19 protein-coding genes are annotated in these 18,020 nt (G+C 60.3%); 9 read left to right on the top strand and 10 right to left on the bottom strand.

Annotated features, from left to right (window positions below):
* Positions 1-5: 5 nt before the first annotated feature.
* From AC2A6O_RS09340 to AC2A6O_RS09330, 3 genes are read left to right on the top strand one after another with little or no spacing between them, the layout of a single operon-like run.
* Positions 6-530 carry a disulfide bond formation protein B gene (locus AC2A6O_RS09340; RefSeq protein WP_498926571.1) on the top strand — a complete coding sequence of 175 codons (525 nt, stop codon included), beginning with the start codon at positions 6-8 and terminating at the stop codon, positions 528-530.
* On the top strand, positions 527-793 hold the full coding sequence (locus AC2A6O_RS09335) for a hypothetical protein (protein ID WP_148583728.1): 267 nt from the start codon (positions 527-529) through the stop codon (positions 791-793). The genes AC2A6O_RS09340 and AC2A6O_RS09335 overlap by 4 nt, the downstream gene beginning before the upstream one ends.
* Positions 794-820: 27 nt before the next feature.
* Positions 821-1,255 carry a metallopeptidase family protein gene (locus AC2A6O_RS09330; RefSeq protein WP_148583727.1) on the top strand — a complete coding sequence of 145 codons (435 nt, stop codon included), beginning with the start codon at positions 821-823 and terminating at the stop codon, positions 1,253-1,255.
* An 81-nt stretch (positions 1,256-1,336) separates the two neighbouring features.
* Here AC2A6O_RS09330 and ppa read toward each other — a convergent pair whose 3' ends face one another.
* A complete protein-coding gene (gene ppa, locus AC2A6O_RS09325) occupies positions 1,337-1,876 on the bottom strand; it encodes an inorganic diphosphatase (RefSeq protein ID WP_498926570.1) in 540 nt (179 codons plus the stop codon).
* Positions 1,877-2,010: 134 nt separating this feature from the next.
* On the opposite strand from ppa, the gene AC2A6O_RS09320 reads away from it, so the two are divergent.
* A complete protein-coding gene (locus AC2A6O_RS09320; protein WP_498926569.1) occupies positions 2,011-2,577 on the top strand; it encodes a hypothetical protein in 567 nt (188 codons plus the stop codon).
* Between the two features lie 16 nt (positions 2,578-2,593).
* Here the strand turns inward: AC2A6O_RS09320 and AC2A6O_RS09315 are convergent, their stop codons facing one another.
* The 5 genes from AC2A6O_RS09315 to dctP form a co-directional block, all read right to left on the bottom strand.
* Complete coding sequence (locus AC2A6O_RS09315) at positions 2,594-3,112, bottom strand: GNAT family N-acetyltransferase (RefSeq protein WP_498926568.1); 519 nt, start codon at positions 3,110-3,112, stop codon at positions 2,594-2,596.
* A gap of 167 nt (positions 3,113-3,279) precedes the next feature.
* Positions 3,280-4,563 (bottom strand): hydroxymethylglutaryl-CoA reductase, degradative, encoded by a 1,284-nt coding sequence (locus AC2A6O_RS09310; protein WP_498926567.1) that lies wholly within the window; start codon positions 4,561-4,563, stop codon positions 3,280-3,282.
* Between the two features lie 16 nt (positions 4,564-4,579).
* Complete coding sequence (locus AC2A6O_RS09305; RefSeq protein WP_498926566.1) at positions 4,580-5,893, bottom strand: TRAP transporter large permease; 1,314 nt, start codon at positions 5,891-5,893, stop codon at positions 4,580-4,582.
* Positions 5,890-6,396, bottom strand: coding sequence for a TRAP transporter small permease subunit (locus AC2A6O_RS09300; protein WP_209001043.1), 507 nt, complete (start codon positions 6,394-6,396; stop codon positions 5,890-5,892). The genes AC2A6O_RS09305 and AC2A6O_RS09300 overlap by 4 nt, the downstream gene beginning before the upstream one ends.
* Positions 6,397-6,479: 83 nt before the next feature.
* Positions 6,480-7,511, bottom strand: a complete 1,032-nt coding sequence (gene dctP / locus AC2A6O_RS09295) for a TRAP transporter substrate-binding protein DctP (protein WP_148583720.1) — start codon at positions 7,509-7,511, stop codon at positions 6,480-6,482.
* A gap of 133 nt (positions 7,512-7,644) precedes the next feature.
* On the opposite strand from dctP, the gene AC2A6O_RS09290 reads away from it, so the two are divergent.
* Together AC2A6O_RS09290 and AC2A6O_RS09285 are read left to right on the top strand one after the other, a co-directional pair.
* Complete coding sequence (locus AC2A6O_RS09290) at positions 7,645-9,036, top strand: aminotransferase-like domain-containing protein (RefSeq protein WP_498926565.1); 1,392 nt, start codon at positions 7,645-7,647, stop codon at positions 9,034-9,036.
* 465 nt (positions 9,037-9,501) lie between these two features.
* Positions 9,502-9,891 (top strand): DUF2794 domain-containing protein, encoded by a 390-nt coding sequence (locus AC2A6O_RS09285; RefSeq protein WP_148583718.1) that lies wholly within the window; start codon positions 9,502-9,504, stop codon positions 9,889-9,891.
* Positions 9,892-10,075: 184 nt separating this feature from the next.
* Here AC2A6O_RS09285 and AC2A6O_RS09280 read toward each other — a convergent pair whose 3' ends face one another.
* The 4 genes from AC2A6O_RS09280 to AC2A6O_RS09265 all read right to left on the bottom strand — a co-directional run bounded on the left by AC2A6O_RS09280 (position 10,076) and on the right by AC2A6O_RS09265 (position 15,384).
* A complete protein-coding gene (locus AC2A6O_RS09280; RefSeq protein ID WP_148583717.1) occupies positions 10,076-10,858 on the bottom strand; it encodes a Bax inhibitor-1/YccA family protein in 783 nt (260 codons plus the stop codon).
* 183 nt (positions 10,859-11,041) lie between these two features.
* Positions 11,042-11,815 (bottom strand): hypothetical protein, encoded by a 774-nt coding sequence (locus AC2A6O_RS09275; protein WP_148583716.1) that lies wholly within the window; start codon positions 11,813-11,815, stop codon positions 11,042-11,044.
* A 279-nt stretch (positions 11,816-12,094) separates the two neighbouring features.
* Positions 12,095-14,677, bottom strand: coding sequence for an ABC transporter permease (locus AC2A6O_RS09270; protein ID WP_498926564.1), 2,583 nt, complete (start codon positions 14,675-14,677; stop codon positions 12,095-12,097).
* Positions 14,674-15,384, bottom strand: a complete 711-nt coding sequence (locus AC2A6O_RS09265; RefSeq protein WP_498926563.1) for an ABC transporter ATP-binding protein — start codon at positions 15,382-15,384, stop codon at positions 14,674-14,676. The genes AC2A6O_RS09270 and AC2A6O_RS09265 overlap by 4 nt, the downstream gene beginning before the upstream one ends.
* Positions 15,385-15,558: 174 nt before the next feature.
* On the opposite strand from AC2A6O_RS09265, the gene AC2A6O_RS09260 reads away from it, so the two are divergent.
* The 3 genes from AC2A6O_RS09260 to thpR all read left to right on the top strand — a co-directional run bounded on the left by AC2A6O_RS09260 (position 15,559) and on the right by thpR (position 18,002).
* On the top strand, positions 15,559-16,134 hold the full coding sequence (locus AC2A6O_RS09260) for an arylesterase (protein WP_498927078.1): 576 nt from the start codon (positions 15,559-15,561) through the stop codon (positions 16,132-16,134).
* 78 nt (positions 16,135-16,212) lie between these two features.
* Complete coding sequence (locus tag AC2A6O_RS09255) at positions 16,213-17,265, top strand: NADP(H)-dependent aldo-keto reductase (protein WP_148583712.1); 1,053 nt, start codon at positions 16,213-16,215, stop codon at positions 17,263-17,265.
* A 200-nt stretch (positions 17,266-17,465) separates the two neighbouring features.
* Complete coding sequence (thpR, locus tag AC2A6O_RS09250; RefSeq protein ID WP_148583711.1) at positions 17,466-18,002, top strand: RNA 2',3'-cyclic phosphodiesterase; 537 nt, start codon at positions 17,466-17,468, stop codon at positions 18,000-18,002.
* Positions 18,003-18,020 lie beyond the last annotated feature (18 nt).

Raw genomic sequence — 18,020 nt, 5'->3', positions numbered from 1 at the left:
ATGAGATGACAGCCGACCGGATTTCGCGCAATCTGACCGGGCTTTTGCTGCTGGGCGGCCTTGCGGCGATCGCGACTGCCTGGGGGTTTCAGCTGATTGGCGGCTATGTGCCCTGCAAGCTGTGCCTTGAGCAGCGTATTCCCTATTATGCCGGTCTTCCCCTTGCCCTGCTGGCGCTCTTCCTGATGCAGGCAAAGCGCACTGGTGCAGCTTTGGTCGTGCTTCTCATCGTTGCGGCCGTGTTTGCCTATGGGTCCGGCCTTGGCGTCTATCAGTCCGGCGCCGAATGGCAGTTCTGGGATGGCCCGAGCGATTGCGGTGGCGGCAGCGCAACGCCGACTTCCGCTGCCAACATGCTGCAGGCGTTGAAAACGACGCGTGTGGTCAGTTGCACCGAGGCAAGCTGGCGTCTGTTCGGCCTGTCCTTCGCTGGCTGGAACGCGGTTGCCTCCGGCGGGCTTGCCCTTCTGGCACTTTTGGCCGCTTTCGGGTTGAAACGCAAAGGCAACGCGGCCAGTGTAGAGGCATGAGCCAGAGCGAGCACCCGAAAGAGAAACTCCGCAAGGAAGCGCTTCACACCCTCGACAGGGTGAATGCCGAGAGTGAGACCGTTGCCGGTTCGACCTTCGTGCGCATGGCAGACCGGGCAAAGAACCATCTGAGCGCCGCCGACAAGGATGAAGACGACCGGATCGAGGTTTGGGGCAGCCGGATTGGCCGTGGTCTCGGGGTTGTGTTCGCAATCGGACTGGCGATTTATCTTCTTGTCACCTACGTACTGCCCAACACCTGAATGAACCGATCCGTCAAAGGAAGCGATATGGCATCCGTCCGCCCGGTCAGCTACAGCAGCTGGACCGAAACCAAAGCACCTGACCTGGAAGACTTCGAGGCGATGGCAAGCGAGATCCTGTCCGGGCTTCCCGATGATCTCCTGCTGCGCTGCGGTCATCTGCAGATCAGCCTGGCGGACTATGCGCCTGACGAGGTTCTGGATGAACTTCGCATCGAGGATCCGCACGAACTTCTGGGTCTTTTCGAGGGACAGGGGCTGAGCGAAGGCGAGGAGACCATGATAAGCGGCCAGATGCCCAACCGGATCTGGCTCTATCGTCGGCCGATCCTCGACTACTGGGCCGGAATGGACGAGACGCTGGGGGATGTGGTTGCTCATGTCCTGATCCACGAGATCGGACATCATTTCGGCCTGTCCGACCAGGATATGGAACGTATCGAGGCAGCAGCGGAGCGCTAGTTCCGGTTCTTGACATGAAAAAGGCCTCCCGCGTCTTTCGAAACACGGGAGGCCTTTTTGTTTTCGTCCGTTCGGAAACGCTTATTCAGCGGATTCCTTCTGGGCGCGTTCGATCGATTCCACGATCAGACGCTTTGCGGATTCAACACCTTCCACGCCGGTGATCTTCACCCACTTGCCCGGTTCCAGATCCTTGTAGTGTTCAAAGAAATGCTTCACCTGAGCAACGGTGATGTCCGGAAGGTCGGTCACGTCGTTGATGTTGTCGTAGCGCTTGCTGAGCTTGTGGGTCGGAACCGCGAGGATCTTTTCATCCTGGCCGGATTCGTCTTCCATCAGCAGAACACCGATCGGGCGGCAGCTCATGATGGCGCCCGGAACGATCGGGCGCTGGTTGACCACGACCACGTCGATCGGGTCGCCGTCGCCACACAGGGTGTGGGGAACGAAGCCGTAGTTGCCCGGGTACCGCATCGGAGTGTACAGGAAGCGGTCGACGTACATCGCGCCGGCTTCTTTATCCATCTCGTATTTGATCGGTTCGCCGCCAACGGAGACCTCGATAATGACGTTGATGTCTTCAGGCGGATTCTTGCCAATCGGCACAGCATCGATACGCATTTCGGAAACTCCTGTTATTCGTTGCTGCGTCTATCGCAATCCCGCCGGAGAAGTTCAAGTCCTTTATTTTTGCATTGCACCTAATTGATTAACATGCCTCTATTCCGGCGGCAGGCTCTGGAGGAGATAGATTTATGAAACGGCTCACTCTTTCCCTTTTGGCGCTCGGCGGATTGCTTGCCTCTCTGCAGGCTGCCGGTGCCGCGTCGATCGAAAGTGCCTACACCAAAATCCTGCTGGACACCTGCCCGCTGATCCAGTCCGCGGATGAGGAAGAAGGCACCTTCGGCGGTGCCTGGCAGTGCGCCGGCTACAAGGACATGGGCGTCTATGTTGCCGAGGGCGACCTGCGGATGTTCGTCTCCTTCGGTCCTTTTGCCGCTGATGAGCCCGCGGCCAACCAGACCTTGCCCAATTTCAACACGATCAACGAAACGCTGGAATGGCGTCTGAGGGGCGGTGTTCCGTTTGCGACCATCCTGCGCTGGTTCCCGAGCCTTGATGAGGGCTCCAAGACCGGCAGCGTGCTGATTGTCACCCAGTTGCAGCCCGGTGGCGGGACATGCCAGATTGCCCGGATCGATGCCCAGGCAAACAAGAACGCCAACGAGATGGCGCGTCAGGCCGCCGATACGATGGCCGGTTCCTTCGATTGCACGCAGCCGCCGCAGGTCATCGGCAATCCCGGAATTCTCTACTGAAAATACACCCGGCGGGTCAGGTGCCGGTTTGCGGCCAGGCGTAGATGCTGAGTTCCAGCCTGCGGCCACCGATCCTGTACCAGGACTTGGCCGCAAGCTTGCCGCCGACAGCCTTGTAGAAGGTGCGCGCGGGCTCGTTGGCACTCAGAACCTGCACCGCGACCCCGGGCATGTTCTTCGCCGACAGCGTTTCCCGCACATTCCGGAACAGGGCCCGGCCGAAGCCGAGGCCCTGATATTCCGGTTTCAGGTAAAGCTCGTAGATTTCGCCGTCCATGCCGGTGTCACTCAACCGGCACGGCCCGTAGGTCGCGTAACCGGCGGGGACATCTGCAATGCTGAGGATCTTGATATCGACGCCCCTGGCAAGGGCGCCGCGCCACCATGTGCTGCCTCTGCGCGCAATCATCTTCTGAAGATCGACGCCATGCAAGACGCCCCGATAGGCGCCCAGCCAGGCTTCGCTATGGATGCCGGCAAGTGCCTCACAATCGGCGGTCCGTGCCGCGCGCAGATCTATCAGGTCGGTTGTCATGCTTCTGGAAAGATACAGGAAGCATCCCGGCGGAAAAGAGGCAATTGTGCCGTAGCGGCGCCAATCATTCCGATTTCAGCGCTATCAACAGCCAGCAGTTGAGTCGCCGGACGGGGCAACACGGTAATAGTGCCAAGATCCGTCCGGACAAACCCTTCTGGAACGTCTCAGGCCTTGCCGCCCTGTCGCAACCGGGCGAGAATTTCTTCGGCCAGATCCTGCCGCACCTTGCCGAGAGACTTCAGCTCGTTGGCCACCTGGTCGATTTCCTCACCGGTCGCCCCCACCATCAGGGCAACGTTCTGGGCGTGCAGGGCCATGTGGCCCTTCTGGATGCCCGTGGTGGCAAGGGCGCGCAGCGCGCCGAAATTCTGCGCCAGGCCGACGGCAACAATGATCCGGGCCAGTTCATCCGCGGTGGTCACGCCGAGGATTTTCAGATTGGCCTGTGCCGTGGGGTGGATTTTCGTGGCGCCGCCGACCAGCCCGACGGCCATCGGCAGCTCCAGGATGCCGACAAGGTTGCCGTCGCCGTCCTTTTCCCAGCGGGACATCGAGCGATAGCGGCCGTCCTTCGAAGCAAAGGCATGAGCGCCTGCTTCCACGGCTCTGGTGTCGTTGCCGGTTGCCAGAACCACCGCGCTGATGCCGTTCATGATGCCCTTGTTGTGGGTGGCCGCGCGGTAGGGGTCGGCATCAGCAAAGTGATAGGCCGACAACATGTCGTCCCGTACCTTTTCACCGCCGATTTCCGCAAGCGGCCAGACCGCCCGCACCCGGGCCACGCGGCGGTCGGCGAGGTTGGTCAGAATGCGCAGCAGGCTGCGCGCGCCGGTCCATTCCTCCAGTTTCGGCGCCAGGGCTTCGGCCATGCTGTTGACCGCGTTTGCGCCCATCGCGTCGCGCGTGTCGACGATAATGTGAACGATGGTCATCGGCCCTTCGGCGGTGTCGATGACCCTGATGTCGAGATCGCGGAACCCGCCGCCGAGCTTGACCAGAAGCGGATCGATTTCCTCGCAGATGGTGCGGATGTCATCGAGGTGCTCCAGAACCGTCAGGCGGACGTTTTCCGGATCGCTGGCCCCCAGAAGCTGGATCTGGGCTGCCATCAGCGGGCCGCTTGTCGAGGTCTTGAAGCCGCCGGTCGCGCGGCAGCGCTTGGCCGAGTTGCATACGGCAGCGATGACGGAGGATTCCTCGCTGGCCATGGGAACCAGCACATCCCGCCCGTCCACGGTCATGTTGGTGGCGATGCCGACCGGAATGGAGATGCTGGAAATGGCATTCTCGACAAGGCGGTCGGCCAGTTCGATATGTCCGGACGCCGCGTCCACAAGATCGGAGACGGACTTGTTGTCCAGCTTCGCCTGCCGCTGGACGGCCAGAAGCCGGCCGGACGGGTCCAGCTTGTGAAAACCTTCAATACGGGACGAAGTGACGTCACTCATCGGGGAAACCTGTCTGTCAATTGATCATGGATTGCGGCAGCCACAGCACCAGCTCCGGAAACAGGGCGCAGATGAAGATACCGATGGCTTGCAGCAGGATGAAGGGAACGATGGCACGGTAGACCGTGCCCATGCCGATACCGGCAGGCAGCACGCCCTTCATGTAGAAGAGCGTGTAGCCGAAGGGCGGGGAGATGTAGGCCATCTGCGCCGAAACGAGGAACAGGATGCCGAACCAGAGCCGGTCGAACTCGAGGAAGTCGATCACCGGCAGGAAGACGGGCACGCACAGCAGGATGATGCCCATTTCGTCCAGGAACATGCCGAGGAAGAACAGAATTCCCAGCATGACCGCGAGTACGACCCAGCGGTTGGTATCGATATCCTGAATGAAGGACAGGAGGAAGTCCGCGCCACCGGTGCCGGTGAAGATGGCGACGAAGGCCCGCGCACCGATGGTGATCCAGAGGATCATGGCGGTCACCTTGACCACGTCGAGGGCGACGCCCGAAATGAGGTCCCAGCCGAAGCGGCGCTCGATCAGCGACGACAGGAACGCCAGGAAGACGCCCACGGCGGCCGCTTCGGTGGGTGTTGCAATGCCGTTGTAGATCGTGCCCAGAACGCCGACGATGATCAGCAGCGGCAGAATGAGGGATTTCAGCGACGCGATACGCTCTTCCCAGGTGGCTGGTGTGTCATTGTCCGGACGGGGGGCGATGGACGGATTGAGCGCAGACCGCAGAACGATGTAGCCGATATAGAGTGAGGCCAGCAGCAGGCCCGGCACCACGCCGGCGATGAACATCTGGCCGATCGAGGCCTGTGCGGTCACGGCATAGACGATGGTGATCACGGAGGGCGGTATCAGGATGCCGAGCGTGCCTCCGGCGCAGATTGTCCCAATGGCGAGCTCCGGACTGTATTTGCGCTTCAGCATGGACGGCAGGGCCAGCATGCCCATGGCAGCGACCGCGGCGCCGACGATGCCGGTCATGGCGGCGATGATGGTGCAGATGGCGATGGTGCCCACCGCAAGTCCGCCCGGCAACCGGCGCGACCAGAGCTCCATGGCCCGGTAAAGGCTTTCGATGACCCCGGAGCGTTGCAGGATGCTGGCCATCATGACGTAGAGCGGGATCGCAAGAAGCGCTTCCGATGTCATCGTGGCGTAGAGGTTGAGAACGGTAACAGAGAGGGCCGCAGGCCCCCAGAGTGTTATCGTGAAGACGAGTGCAAGTGCGCCGAGCGTGAAGGCAAGTGGCAGGCCGGTGAGCAGAAGGCCAACGAGGCTTGCGAACATGATCGCGAGAACGAGTTCGGAGCTCATGCGTTCACTCCGGTCTGTTCCCGCGCCGGGCGCACTGCGTTGAAGGCTTCCACAAGTGCCTGCGCAAACAGCAGCGCGAAGGAGAGCGGCACCACGAATTTCAGCCACCACACCGGCGGGTTCCAGGCGGAAAAGCTGGTCTCGCCGAGGGAATAGGCATTGACGGCAAGCGGCCAGCTGACCCAGGCCAAAACGGCTCCGAAGATGGCAATCACCGCATAGGAGAACACGTCGAGTGCCGCCTTTGGCCAGCCCGTCAGCTTTTCACTGAAGATGTCGACGGCGACATGACCCTTCAGATGCAGAAGGTAAGGTCCGGCCAGCATGAAATGCGGACCGAAGATCAGCGTGCTGGCTTCCATGGCCCAAACGGTCGGCGCATCGAACAGGTATCTTGCAACCACTTCGAACAGCAGGATCGGCACCACCGCGAAGATGAGTGCCGCCGCAAGGAGAAAGAACGCCCGGTTGACGCCGGTGACGATGGAACTGACGGTTTTCATGAAGCTGAGCATTTGCCGATCGGAAAAACGGCCGGACGGCAGACGGCAGGGAGGTGCTGTCTACCGTCCGGCGGGAGGAAGGGTCAGATCAGCCCGAGGGCTTTCATGAACTCGATCTGGCTCGCGAGAACGCGACTTGCCAGATCATCTTCCTTGGTAGCCTTTTTCCAGGACTCGACAGCCTTGGCCCGGTTGGCGGCCACATCGGCCGGGTCGAGATGGATGACCTCGACACCCTGTTCGATGTATTTATTCAGGACGTCGACATTCTGCACCAGGATGTGCTGGCGCAACGAGCCGGAGATTTCCCGCGCGGCAACGGCAAGCGCCGCCTTGTATTCCTCCGGCAGGGCATCATAGGCCGCCTGGTTGGCGACGTAGCTGGTTGCCGTGGTCGGCTGATGGACGCCAGGCAGAATGATGAACTTGGCCACTTCAGCAAGTCCGGCCTCGTAGTTGGCGGTCAGATCGCCCCGGTCCGCAAAATCGATCAGCCCTTTTTCGAGTGCCGAATAGACTTCCGCTGTCGGCAACGGCGTTACCGAGACACCCTGGTCGGCCATGACTGCGGAAGCGAGCCCGACGAAGCGGCCCTTCTTGCCGGCCATGTCGGCAATGGTTTCCATTTTCACGGTCGAGTGGATTGGCTCTTCGCCATAGACGGTCGGAGCAATGTAGAACAGGCCGGCCCGTGCATAGGCTTCGCGGGCAAGCTCCAGCCCGCCCTTTTCGTAGAACCAGGCTTCATACTGGTCGGATTCGGGAAAGCCGAACGGAATGGTGGAGGTGAAGGCGAAAGCCGGGATCTTGCCGGCTTCATAGCCGTCAAAGGTCTTCATCAGCTGAAAGGCGCCGGCGCGAACGGCATCGAATGCCTGGTTGGCTGGCACAAGCTGTCCGGCGGAATACAGAGTGATCTTGAACTTGCCGTCAGTCAGTTCGCTGACGCGATCGACAAATTTCTTCTCGAATTCGAAAGGAGTGGTGCCTGCGTCCCAGAGTGCTTGCATGCGCCACTCGACCGCTTCCTGCGCCTTGGCGGCAATCGGAGCTGCAAGAGCGGTGCCGCCTACGGCTGCACCTGCAAGAAGGCTGCGTCTACTTACTTTGGTCATTTTTCCCTCCCAAGGAAATTGCCATTTGCTGGCATAGTGGGGCAAACTGTCATAAAAAAGATTGGGACAATCAAGGGACAGTTGTCGGATTTATAGGCAGTACTGTCCCAGAAAAATCAGGGGGACAATAAAGGTGGCAGTGAGCGGTCGGAAACTGTCTCGTGTCGACCAGATCGTCGAAAAAGTGGCGCTTTTGCTTGAGGCTGGGGCCTATAAGACCTTCGAGCGGCTGCCCTCCGTCCGTCAGGCCGCGCGTGAGAACGGTGTTTCCAAGAACACGATGGCGGAAGCTTACGACCGGCTGGTCGCCCGGGGGCTTCTGGAAGCACGGGCTGGTTCCGGGTACTACATGTCACAGGTCGGACCTGCAACCAAAACCCCACCCGCCCCACATGTCACGGCTGCGGTCGACGGCATGTCTCTGCTGCGGGAGCAGTTGGAACAGCATTACGAAGTGCGTCCGGGAGATGGGCGCCCGCCAGCATCCTGGATGGAAGGCGCGGAATTGCGCCGGCATTTTGCCAATGCCAAAACGCCGTTTCCCGATGCGATCGAATTCGGCTATGGCAGCTCGTGGGGATATGGCCCGTTACGGGACCGGCTGCGGATGCAACTGCTTGAACGGTCGATCCCGGCCGATCCGCAGGGGCTGTTGCTGACGCATGGCGTCAACCACGGACTGGATCTGATCATCCGGCATCTGACCGAGCCTGGCGATACGGTGTTCGTTGATGAGCCGGGTTACTATCCGCTGTTTTCGAAACTGACCTTCGCCAAGGTGAAGATTGTCGGTATCCGCCGCGACCGGGACGGCCCGGACCTGGAAGATCTGACGGCGAAACTGGCTCTTCACCGGCCGAAAATGTTCGTGACCCAGTCCCATGGGCACAATCCGACCGGTGGATCGCTGTCGCCGTCGCGGTCGTTCGGTTTGATGCAGCTTGCCGAGCGCTGGGGGTTTCTTCTGGTGGAGAACGATGCGCTTGCCGACATTCTTCCGGCCACGCTGCCACGGTTGGCAGCCCTGGACCAGTTGGAGCGGGTGCTTTACCTCGGCACGTTTTCCAAGACCCTGTCTGCCAGTCTCAGGTGCGGTTATGTCGCGGGCAATCCGGACATCATTCGCCAGCTTGCCGATATCAAGATGCTGACGCTGGTGAATTCTTCCGATCATGTGGAGCGGTTCGTGTTCAACCTGATCCAGGCCGGCCATTATCTGAGGCATCTGCGCCGTCTCAAGAGCCGGGTGGAAGAGGCCTACAAGGCGTCCTTTGGAACTCTGGAAGCCATCGGCCTGTCCGTCCGGGAGTGTTCCATACCGGGGTTCTATCTCTGGGTGGAGTTTCCCGACGATGTGAACGAGCGGGACCTGTGCGCTGCGGCCAGTCAGCAAAGCATCTTCATAGCGCCGGGATCGGTCTTCTATCCAAATCGGGAGACGCGGCAGAAGCCGGCGATGCGGGTCAATGTCGCTTATGGAACCGATGCACGGTTCCTGTCGTTTCTTAGGGATTTTCTGAAGTAAGCCGCAAGCAGAAGGGTGAGCGGGCCAAGATATGAAAAGGGCCGGCGTAGAGCCGGCCCTTCAGTTGCCCTGATGTTTGACTCATTAAATCTGGTTGGCCAGTAAAAACCCCGGGGGGCTGGGGGGCTAATGCATTCCGCGGCTTCTACAGGCCATACCCATCAGGGTATGATCCTAATATGGGTGGTTAAAATGGCTGGCCAAGGGCTGGAATGCGGCAAAATCAAGGAAATTTAGGCATTCTTTCTTGGCAAACTGCCGTAACGTTCGTTTTTACACTTCTCGCTGCGAAGTTTATTGGCAAAATTACGCTGGTCGCGGACCGGGGTCGGTGATTATGACGTTGCGGGCTTGCCAGACTGGCCAAAGACAACGCATCATGACAACCGGGTGACAGGCATTGCCTCGACGATTCTCATGGCCAGTGCCTGTCTGCTGCGGAACCGCGAGCGGAATGGAGGCGGAATGAGTGAGGCCGACGACAGCGCGTTTCAGCGTGGTGCGGGTGCAGGCCCGTCGCCACAACATCACCCGGCTCCCCCTTCCAAACCCGTTGTTGCCTTCAACAGGCGCGAACTCGATGTCATTCTGAGGCTCTACGGGCGCATGGTCGCCGATGGCGAGTGGCGGGACTATGCCATCGATCTTCTCAAGGACCGAGCCGTCTTCTCCGTGTTTCGCAGGTCATCGGAGATGCCGCTCTACCGGATCGAAAAGGATCCGAAGATGGCCCGGCGCCAGGGCGCTTACTCGGTCGTGGCAACCGGGGGCTTGATCCTGAAGCGCGGGCACGACCTGGCACAGGTGCTCAAGGTTCTGGAAAAGAAGAAGCATCTTCGGGTGGTCGACGCCTGAGACGTGGCCCAAGGTGGCTTGAAAGCCTTACCAGCTTCCTTGCGTTCTGCTGACCATGGACGGTGCCGTTTGAAGGCTTCCCCTCAGTGGAGAAGAGACAGCGTCATGACGATATGGAAGCTGTCGATTGGACACAAAAAAGCCCGGCTGTGCCGGGCTTTTCCGTTTGTTCAAGAGGCTGCGCTTAGTCGCGGTTGCCGAAAAGCTGCAGCAACATGATGAACAGGTTGATGAAGTCGAGGTAGAGGCGAAGAGCGCCCATGACGGACTTCTTCGTTGCGACTTCACCGCTGTCGCCTTCGTAGTACATTTCCTTGATCTGCTGGGTGTCGTAGGCGGTCAGGCCAGCGAACACCAGGACGCCGATTACGGAGATCGCGAACTGCAGAGCAGAAGATGCCATGAAGATGTTGACCAGCGACGCGATCACGATACCGATCAGGCCGATGAACAGGAACGAGCCCCAGCCGGACAGGTCTTTCTTCGTGGTGTAGCCGAACAGGCTCAGCGCGCCGAAGGTGCCGGCGGTGATGAAGAAGACCTGAGCGATCGAGCCCGGTGTGTAGACCAGGAAGATCGAAGACAGGGAAATACCCATCACGCCCGCATAGACCAGGAAGAGGGCGCGCGCAGAGCTGGCGCTCATGGACTGAATGCGGAAGGACAGCCAGAACACCATTCCGAGCGGTGCAAGCATGACAACCCACTTCAGCGGGCTGCCGTAGATGGCAACGCCAAGCTGGGTAAGCATGCGACCGTTGCCGAGGCTGGCGACGGCAGCGTTCGGATCGGTGGTGGTGGCGAGCATGACGGTGGCCAGCGCAAACAAGCCGGTCAGCGCAAGGCCGATCGTCATGTAGTTATAGACGCCCAGCATATAAGAGCGCAGGCCCTGATCGATGCCGGCCTCGGCGCGTGCGCCGGCGACGGTATACGCGCCTTGAGATTGACGGTCATAGGTCGACATGGTCGTATGAATCCCTTTCTAGATAGACGTGAGCATGCAATCGCGCATGCAACACAACTCCCTCAACATATGGGAAAAGACCGACCCGAGCACAAGTCGGATTCTCTGAAAAAATTTGTAATCTTCGCGCTCGGGGCCGTTTAATTCAGTCTATCCTTAAGAACAAACTGAGATTCAGCCAGTTTATTTCATGGCTTTCAGGCGGGACTGGATCTGCCTGTCGCAGGTGCCGGCCGGATTACGAACGATTTCCTCCGACGCGAAGTCCAGGATTTCTTTGTCCGGATTGCGCATCTGCTCAACGCTCACGCCCGGCTTGAACCATTGCAGAACCGCATAGTCGCCACCAGCATCGGTGAGGAAGGCGATCGGCTTGCCGTCTTCGGTAATGCCCATGCGGCCGACACGAACTTCCTCAATCGAAACCTTGCGGGGTTGGCCATCAATGGTCAACCGGTTTTTCGAGACGTTCAGCTTCTTGAGTTTGGAGCCTTCGGTGCCGACCCAGTTGCCGAAGAAGCGTTTGCCTTTCTTCTCGACGGACAGGCAGGAATTCTCGAAATTCGGAATGGACAGACGAACGGCGGAAACCTCGATCGGTTCCTTGCCCTTGGGCGCAAGGGTGTATTTCATCGCGTTGTCGCCGGTGCGGTACACCCGGATGCCAACCGGCGTGTAGCCGGAATCATTCATGGAACGGGTGAAAAAATCGAACTGGTTGGCGTCGTTTGTGCCAGCCCTGCGGTAGAGCCAGCGCTTTGGCAGGCCGTTTTCGAAAACGAGCCAGTCACTGACGACAAGTCCGCGCGGGCCTTCCGGCGTGTTCAACTGCCAGACGCCGGTGTGAAACGGACTTTCGGCCGAAGCGGCCGGAGCGAATGCCATAACGGCAACTGCGGAAAGGGCGGCGGCCCTCGCGATGGTCTTCAAACGAAATTTCGGGAATAACTTGAACATGGAATGGCCCCTTTTAACAAACTGCCCGGAGCTAAACCGGATAGCCAAGATCAATTCAGTATGCAAGTTGTCCGGGGCTGATGTTTGACGCGGCGGGAGTGTATTTCGAGACTTTCTCCAAAGCGACGATTGCCAAAGCCTGCCGAGGCCGGATCACAATAGATCGGCCTCTGGAAAGAATGTGTTCGGTCTTGCTTTGCCAAGGCTGCCAGCGCCCTGGAAATAGCCTGCCGGAGGCATTTCCCTGCCGTTTGCGAGGCCGGTCAGCAACGGCAGGCGCTACAGGTTCCTGAGGACAGGCGCAGGTTTTTCACCCAGGACGCGCCAGGTGCCGATGAGACCGAAGCCAACCGTCAACACCAGTGCGATCAATGCGGCCCCCGCTGCCGTGACCGGCATCATCACGAAGGACCCGTCCATGATCCGCGTGATTACGTACCAGGCGGCAACAGCGCCTGCCAGCAGGGCGAAAACCGCTGTTGTAAGCCCCAGGATGGCGTATTCGAGCGCGTATGCGAAAATCAGTCGAGCCCGTGTCGCTCCGATGGTTTTCAGAATGACGGCATCGTAGATTCGACTGCGGTGACCGGCCGCGAGGGCCCCTGCCAGAACCAGAACACTTGCGATCAGCGTGATCGAGCTTGCGCCCCGGATGGCCCAGGCGAGCTGCGCCACAAGATCGTTGACTTGCGAGATCGCGTCCTTCACCCGGATGGCCGTTACTGTCGGAAAGGCATTGGAGACGGTCTTGAGGAGGGCTAGTTCAGTGTCCTCCGGAACGTCGTCGTCCCAGCCGAGTGTCATCAGGTGGGCGTGCGGGGCGCCGGCAAAAGTGTTGGGCGAGAACACCATCACGAAATTGATCGCAAGGCTCTGCCATTCCACCGTCCGCGTGTTGGCAATCTCCGCCGTGATTTCCCGCCCAAGGACGTTGACCGTGATCCGGTCTCCGACCTTGAGACCGAGATCGGTGGCAGCCCCCGCGTCGAAGGACACCAGAGGAATGCCGGAGTAATCCTCCGGCCACCAGGACCCCTGTTCCAGTTTCGAGTTCTTCGGCAGATTGGCGTCATAGGTTATGCCGCGGTCGCCCCGCAGCACCCAGCCGGAGCCTTCCTGAGCCGGCACGAACTTGTCGGCAGCAATCCCGTTCAGCGAGACGATGCGGCCGCGCAGCATGGGAACGCTCTGAAGGTTGGCGGCCGGGGCCTCGGTCTTCAGCAGTGCCTCGAAGGCATCGCGTTCATGGCTCTGGATGTCGATGAAGAAAAAGCTCGGAGCCTTGTCGGCAATCGTCGCGGTCAGTTCGCGCCGCAGGTTGCCGTCGATGAGGGCAAGCGCGACCAGAAGCGACAGGCCCAGCCCGAGAGACAGGACAACCGACGGGGTCAGCGCGCCGGGGCGATGAATATTTGCAATCGCCAGTCTGAGCTCGGTCGAGCGGACGCTGGGCAAGCGCCTGGCAACGGCCATGATCCCGCGGGCGACCAGCACCAGCAGCATGAAGGCCGCCGCGGAGGCCGCGATGTAGATGCCCGCCATGCGCTGATCATGGGCCAGCAGAATGGCAATGGCGGCAAGGGCAAGTACGGTAACGCCCGTGGCGACCAGATAGCGTTTGCGCGGCAGCTTGGCACCGCCCGTCACAATATCGCGGAAGAGGGCTGTTGGCGGCACGTCGTGAGCTCGCCCCAGCGGCCAGATCGCGAAAGCGAGCGCGGTCAGAAGACCGTAGATAAGCCCAAGGCCAAGTTCTGCCGGATAAATGCTGGCTGCAAGCTTGACCGGAAGCACCGGTGCAAGGGCGGCGGCAGCGGCAAAGGGGATCAAGGCCCCAAGCAGAAGGCCGACCGCGATGCCGAGCAGGGCCAGCACCAGCATCTGAACCAGATAGATCTTGAAGACGAAGCCGCCCGTAGACCCCAGGCACTTGAGGCTGGCGATCACCTCGCGCTTGGTTTCCAGATAGGCGCGGATGGCATTGGCGACACCGACGCCGCCGACCACCAGCGCGGTCAGCCCGACCAGCGTCAGGAACTGGGCGAACCGGTCGATGCTGCGTTGCAGGCCGGGGGATGCATTGGCGCGCGACCGGATACGCCAACCGGCCTCCGGCTGCGCGGCCTTGGCCTCTTCGACGATCTCTTCCATTGCTTCCAGGTTGGGCGCCGGGGCCATGCGCACCCGGTAATGCCAGCGCACCAGGCTGCCGGGCTGGATCAATCCGGTTTCGGGAAGGGCTGCGTCGGAAATCAGAAGGCGCGGACCAAACTCCATGCCGCCGGACAGTTTGTCGGGTTCATTGGCAATGGTGCCCGTAATGCGGATGGTGGCGCGCCCGAGCGACAGCGTATCGCCAACGTTTGCGCCGAGCCGTGCCAGAAGGGAGGGATCGGCAACGGCGTCCCAGGTTCCGTCCTTGCGGGCCAGGGCTGTTTCGAGCGGTTCTCCGGAGGCAAGCTCAAACGTGCCGTAAAGCGGGTAGGGGGTGTCGATGGCTTTCAGCTCGACGAGGGCCTGATCGCCGGTCTCCGGGCGGCGGGCCATCGCCCGCATGGTCGCAACGCGGGACACGTCGCCGAGGCTGTTCAGATAGGCAAGCTGTTCGGCGTCGGCCTCGCGGTGGATCAGCGAAAAATCGAGATCTCCGCCCAGGATGGTCTGCCCTTCGCGGGAGATACCTTCGGTCAGGGCGCGGGAGACAGAGGTGACGCCCGCAATGGCCGCGACGCCAAGCGCGATACAGGCGATGAAGATGTAAAATCCCTTGAGGCCTCCGCGCAGTTCCCGGAAAGCGAACCGGGCTGCCAGGCGCAGCGTTTGATGGTTTGCCGGGATGCCCCCCGGGACAAACGCGCTCATGCAGACACCTCGCGGCGGGCGCTATCGGACGTTTCCTCTTCAATTTCACCGGAGCGCACGCGGATCATGCGGTCGCAGCGGGCGGCAAGGCTCGGGTCGTGGGTGACCAGCACCAGCGTGGTGCCCCGGTTTTTCTGGGCTGTGAACATCAGGTCGACGATTTGCGCGCCCGTGCTTTCATCGAGATTGCCGGTCGGTTCGTCCGCAATCAGGATTTCGGGTTCGACAACCAGGGCCCGCGCCACAGCGACACGCTGCTGTTCGCCGCCGGACAGCTGCGCCGGATAGTGGTTCATGCGGTGAGCGAGGCCAACGGCGTCCAGTTCCGCCCTGGCCTTGTCGAAGGCGGCGGCATCGCCGGCAAGTTCCAGCGGAACGGCCACGTTTTCCAGCGCTGTCATGTTGGGCACGAGGTGAAACGACTGGAAGATGATGCCGACATTGCGGCCGCGGAACCGTGCAAGCTGGTCTTCCGACAAGGGGCCGAGTTCCGATCCGGCCACGTTGACCGATCCTTCATCAGCGCGTTCGAGGCCCGCCATGACCATCAGCAATGTCGATTTTCCCGATCCCGATGGGCCCACAAGACCGACGGAGGCCCCCTTCTCGATCTGAAGGTCGATCCCCTTCAGGATATGCACCTGACCGGCGCCTTCGCCGAGGGTCAGGTGAACGTCTTTAAGGGCGATCGCGGGCGAATTTGTCATTCTCTGGCCTTTACATTGGGCGTGTGATCGTCTTCCTGACAGATACAAGCCCTCGACAATTGGACGCTCTGCGACCATATGGGCCTGTTGTAAAGCGTCTTCCAGTCCCAAAAGAGTGTTCAAGTGAACCGGTTTATTGCCTGCCTGACGATAATCATCCTGTCCTTCCTCCCCATGGCGGCCCAGTCGGCCGATCTGAAGCTGGTGGTTCTTGGGGACAGTCTGTCCGCGGGATATCAGCTTTCCGCGGGTGAGGGGTTTGCCGATCAGCTCCAGAAAGCGCTCGACGCCAGGGGGCAGTCGGTCGAGGTTGTCAATGCGGGTGTCTCGGGGGATACCTCCAGCGGCGGGCTGTCCCGGCTGGACTGGTCCGTCGGGCCGGACGCGAATGCCGTTATCGTGGAACTGGGGGCAAACGACGCGTTGCGCGGCATCTCGCCGGAGCTGACGCGCAAGAACATCGACGAGATCGTCCGCAGGCTGACAGACCGGGGCATTGCGGTGCTTGTCGCTGGCATGATGGCCCCGCGCAATCTTGGGCCGGAATATGCCGACGCATTTGATCCGATCTACTCCGATGTTGCCAAGGCGCACGATGCGTTGTTTTATCCCTTCTTCCTGGAGGGCGTTGCCCTCAATCCCGATCTCAACCTGTCCGACGGTATGCATCCCAATTCAAAAGGGGTGGAAATCATCGTCGAAAACATCATGCCGAAAGTGGAAGAGCTTTTGGCCAAAGCCCAATCCTAGGGGTTTTGCCCTGGACACGGGGTGGACGCCGTCCCGGCTTCCGGAATGCCCCCTTTTCACAATTTGAAGGATAGTCTTATGGAACAGCGCCGTCTTGGCCGCACCGATATAAACGTCAGTGCTCTTTGCCTGGGGACCATGACCTTCGGGGAACAGAACTCCGAGGCCGAAGGTCACGCCCAGATGGATCGCGCGGTCGAAAAGGGCATCAACTTTTTCGATGCTGCCGAGCTTTATCCGATCCCGCCGAAAAAGGAGACCCAGGGCCGAACCGAACGCATCATCGGCACCTGGTTCAAGAAGACCGGCATGCGCGACAAGATCGTCATGGCGACCAAGGTGGTCGGGCGGACCGACATGGACTGGTTCCGCGAAAACGGTGCCAAGGCGAAACTGGTCCGCGAGCAAATCGAATTTGCGGTCGATCGCAGCCTGAAGAACCTCCAAACCGACTATATCGATCTGTATCAGATCCACTGGCCGGACCGGAACGTCGGCGGCTTCGGCTCCAATCCGACGCGCTGGACGGATGTTGAACCCGCAGCGGACGAAAACAGCATTCAGTCGACGCTGGAAATTCTGGGGGATCTGGTCAAGGCCGGGAAGATCCGGCATGTGGGCGTGTCGAATGAAAGTGCCTGGGGCACGATGCGCTATGTGGCAGCGTCCGAAATGTATGACGTGCCGCGGGTCGTCTCCATCCAGAACGCCTATTCGCTCGTCAACCGGACCTTTGAAACCGGCCTGGCGGAAATTGCTCAGCGGGAAAATGTCGGGTTGCTGGGTTATTCCGCGCTGGCGCAGGGATATCTGACGGGCAAATACCGCAATGGCGCTCTGCCGGCAGGCGCCCGCAAGACGTTGTTCAACCGGTTGCAGCGTTACGAGGATCCGCGCTCCATCGAGGCATTCGACGCTTATGTGGATCTTGCGCAGGAGGCGGGGCTCGATCCGTCGCAGATGGCGCTGGCCTTTGCCGTGTCGCGGTCGTTCATGACGTCCCTCATTCTGGGGGCCACCTCACTGGAGCAACTGGACACCGATATCGGCGCCGCCGACATCACGCTCAGCGAGGATGTTCTGGAGAAAATCGACGCCTTGCACCAGCAATTCGGCAACCCGGCGCCGTAACTGCTTTAGCTGCCTGATCGATAGATCTTTTTAGAGAATCAATTGCGAACCGGAAGCCGGGCTGGTGAAGAACCAGCCCGGTTTTCATTTGAGCGTTACGCTGAATTTTTCAACACGCTCAAAGCCTTAGCTTTTTGTCTTGCGATTTTCATGAAGTTGATTCCTCATGGGATTTGTCAGCGATAGCGGAGGGAATACCCATGCCGCGCCTATTTACAGGCCTTGAGATACCGTCCCAGACAGCCCTCATGCTTTCGATGCTCCGGGGAGGCCTTCGGGGCGCCCGCTGGATCGATCAGGAGAACTATCACATCACCTTGCGCTTCATCGGCGACATCGACGACCGTACGGCCGACGAGGTTGTTGCGGCGCTCGACCGTATCCGCAGGGACCCGGTGGAAATCCGGCTCAACGGACTTGGCTCCTTCGGCAACGGCAAACCGCATGCGGTCTGGGCAAGGGTGGAGCCGACGGCTCAGCTTGCCGAATTGCAGGCCGAGCAGGAGCGCATTCTCCAGCGCCTGCATCTGCCGGCCGAGCGGCGCAAATATGTGCCCCATGTCACCCTGGCCCGCTGCAAGACCTCGACCAACGAGGATGTGGCCAAGTGGCTGAGCGAGCGCGGCAATTTCCAGGCGCAGCCTTTTATCGCCGGGCGCTTCGTGCTGTTTTCGGCAAAGTCTAGCGTCGGTGGCGGCCCCTATCTGGTGGAAGAGGCCTATCCTCTGGCAGCGTGAGTGTTGCTCGGCGCGCAG

Source organism: Labrenzia sp. ATLA3 (assembly GCF_057180185.1).
The sequence above is the reverse complement of the archived record's forward strand: the minus strand, read 5'-3'. Positions and strand labels throughout refer to the sequence as shown.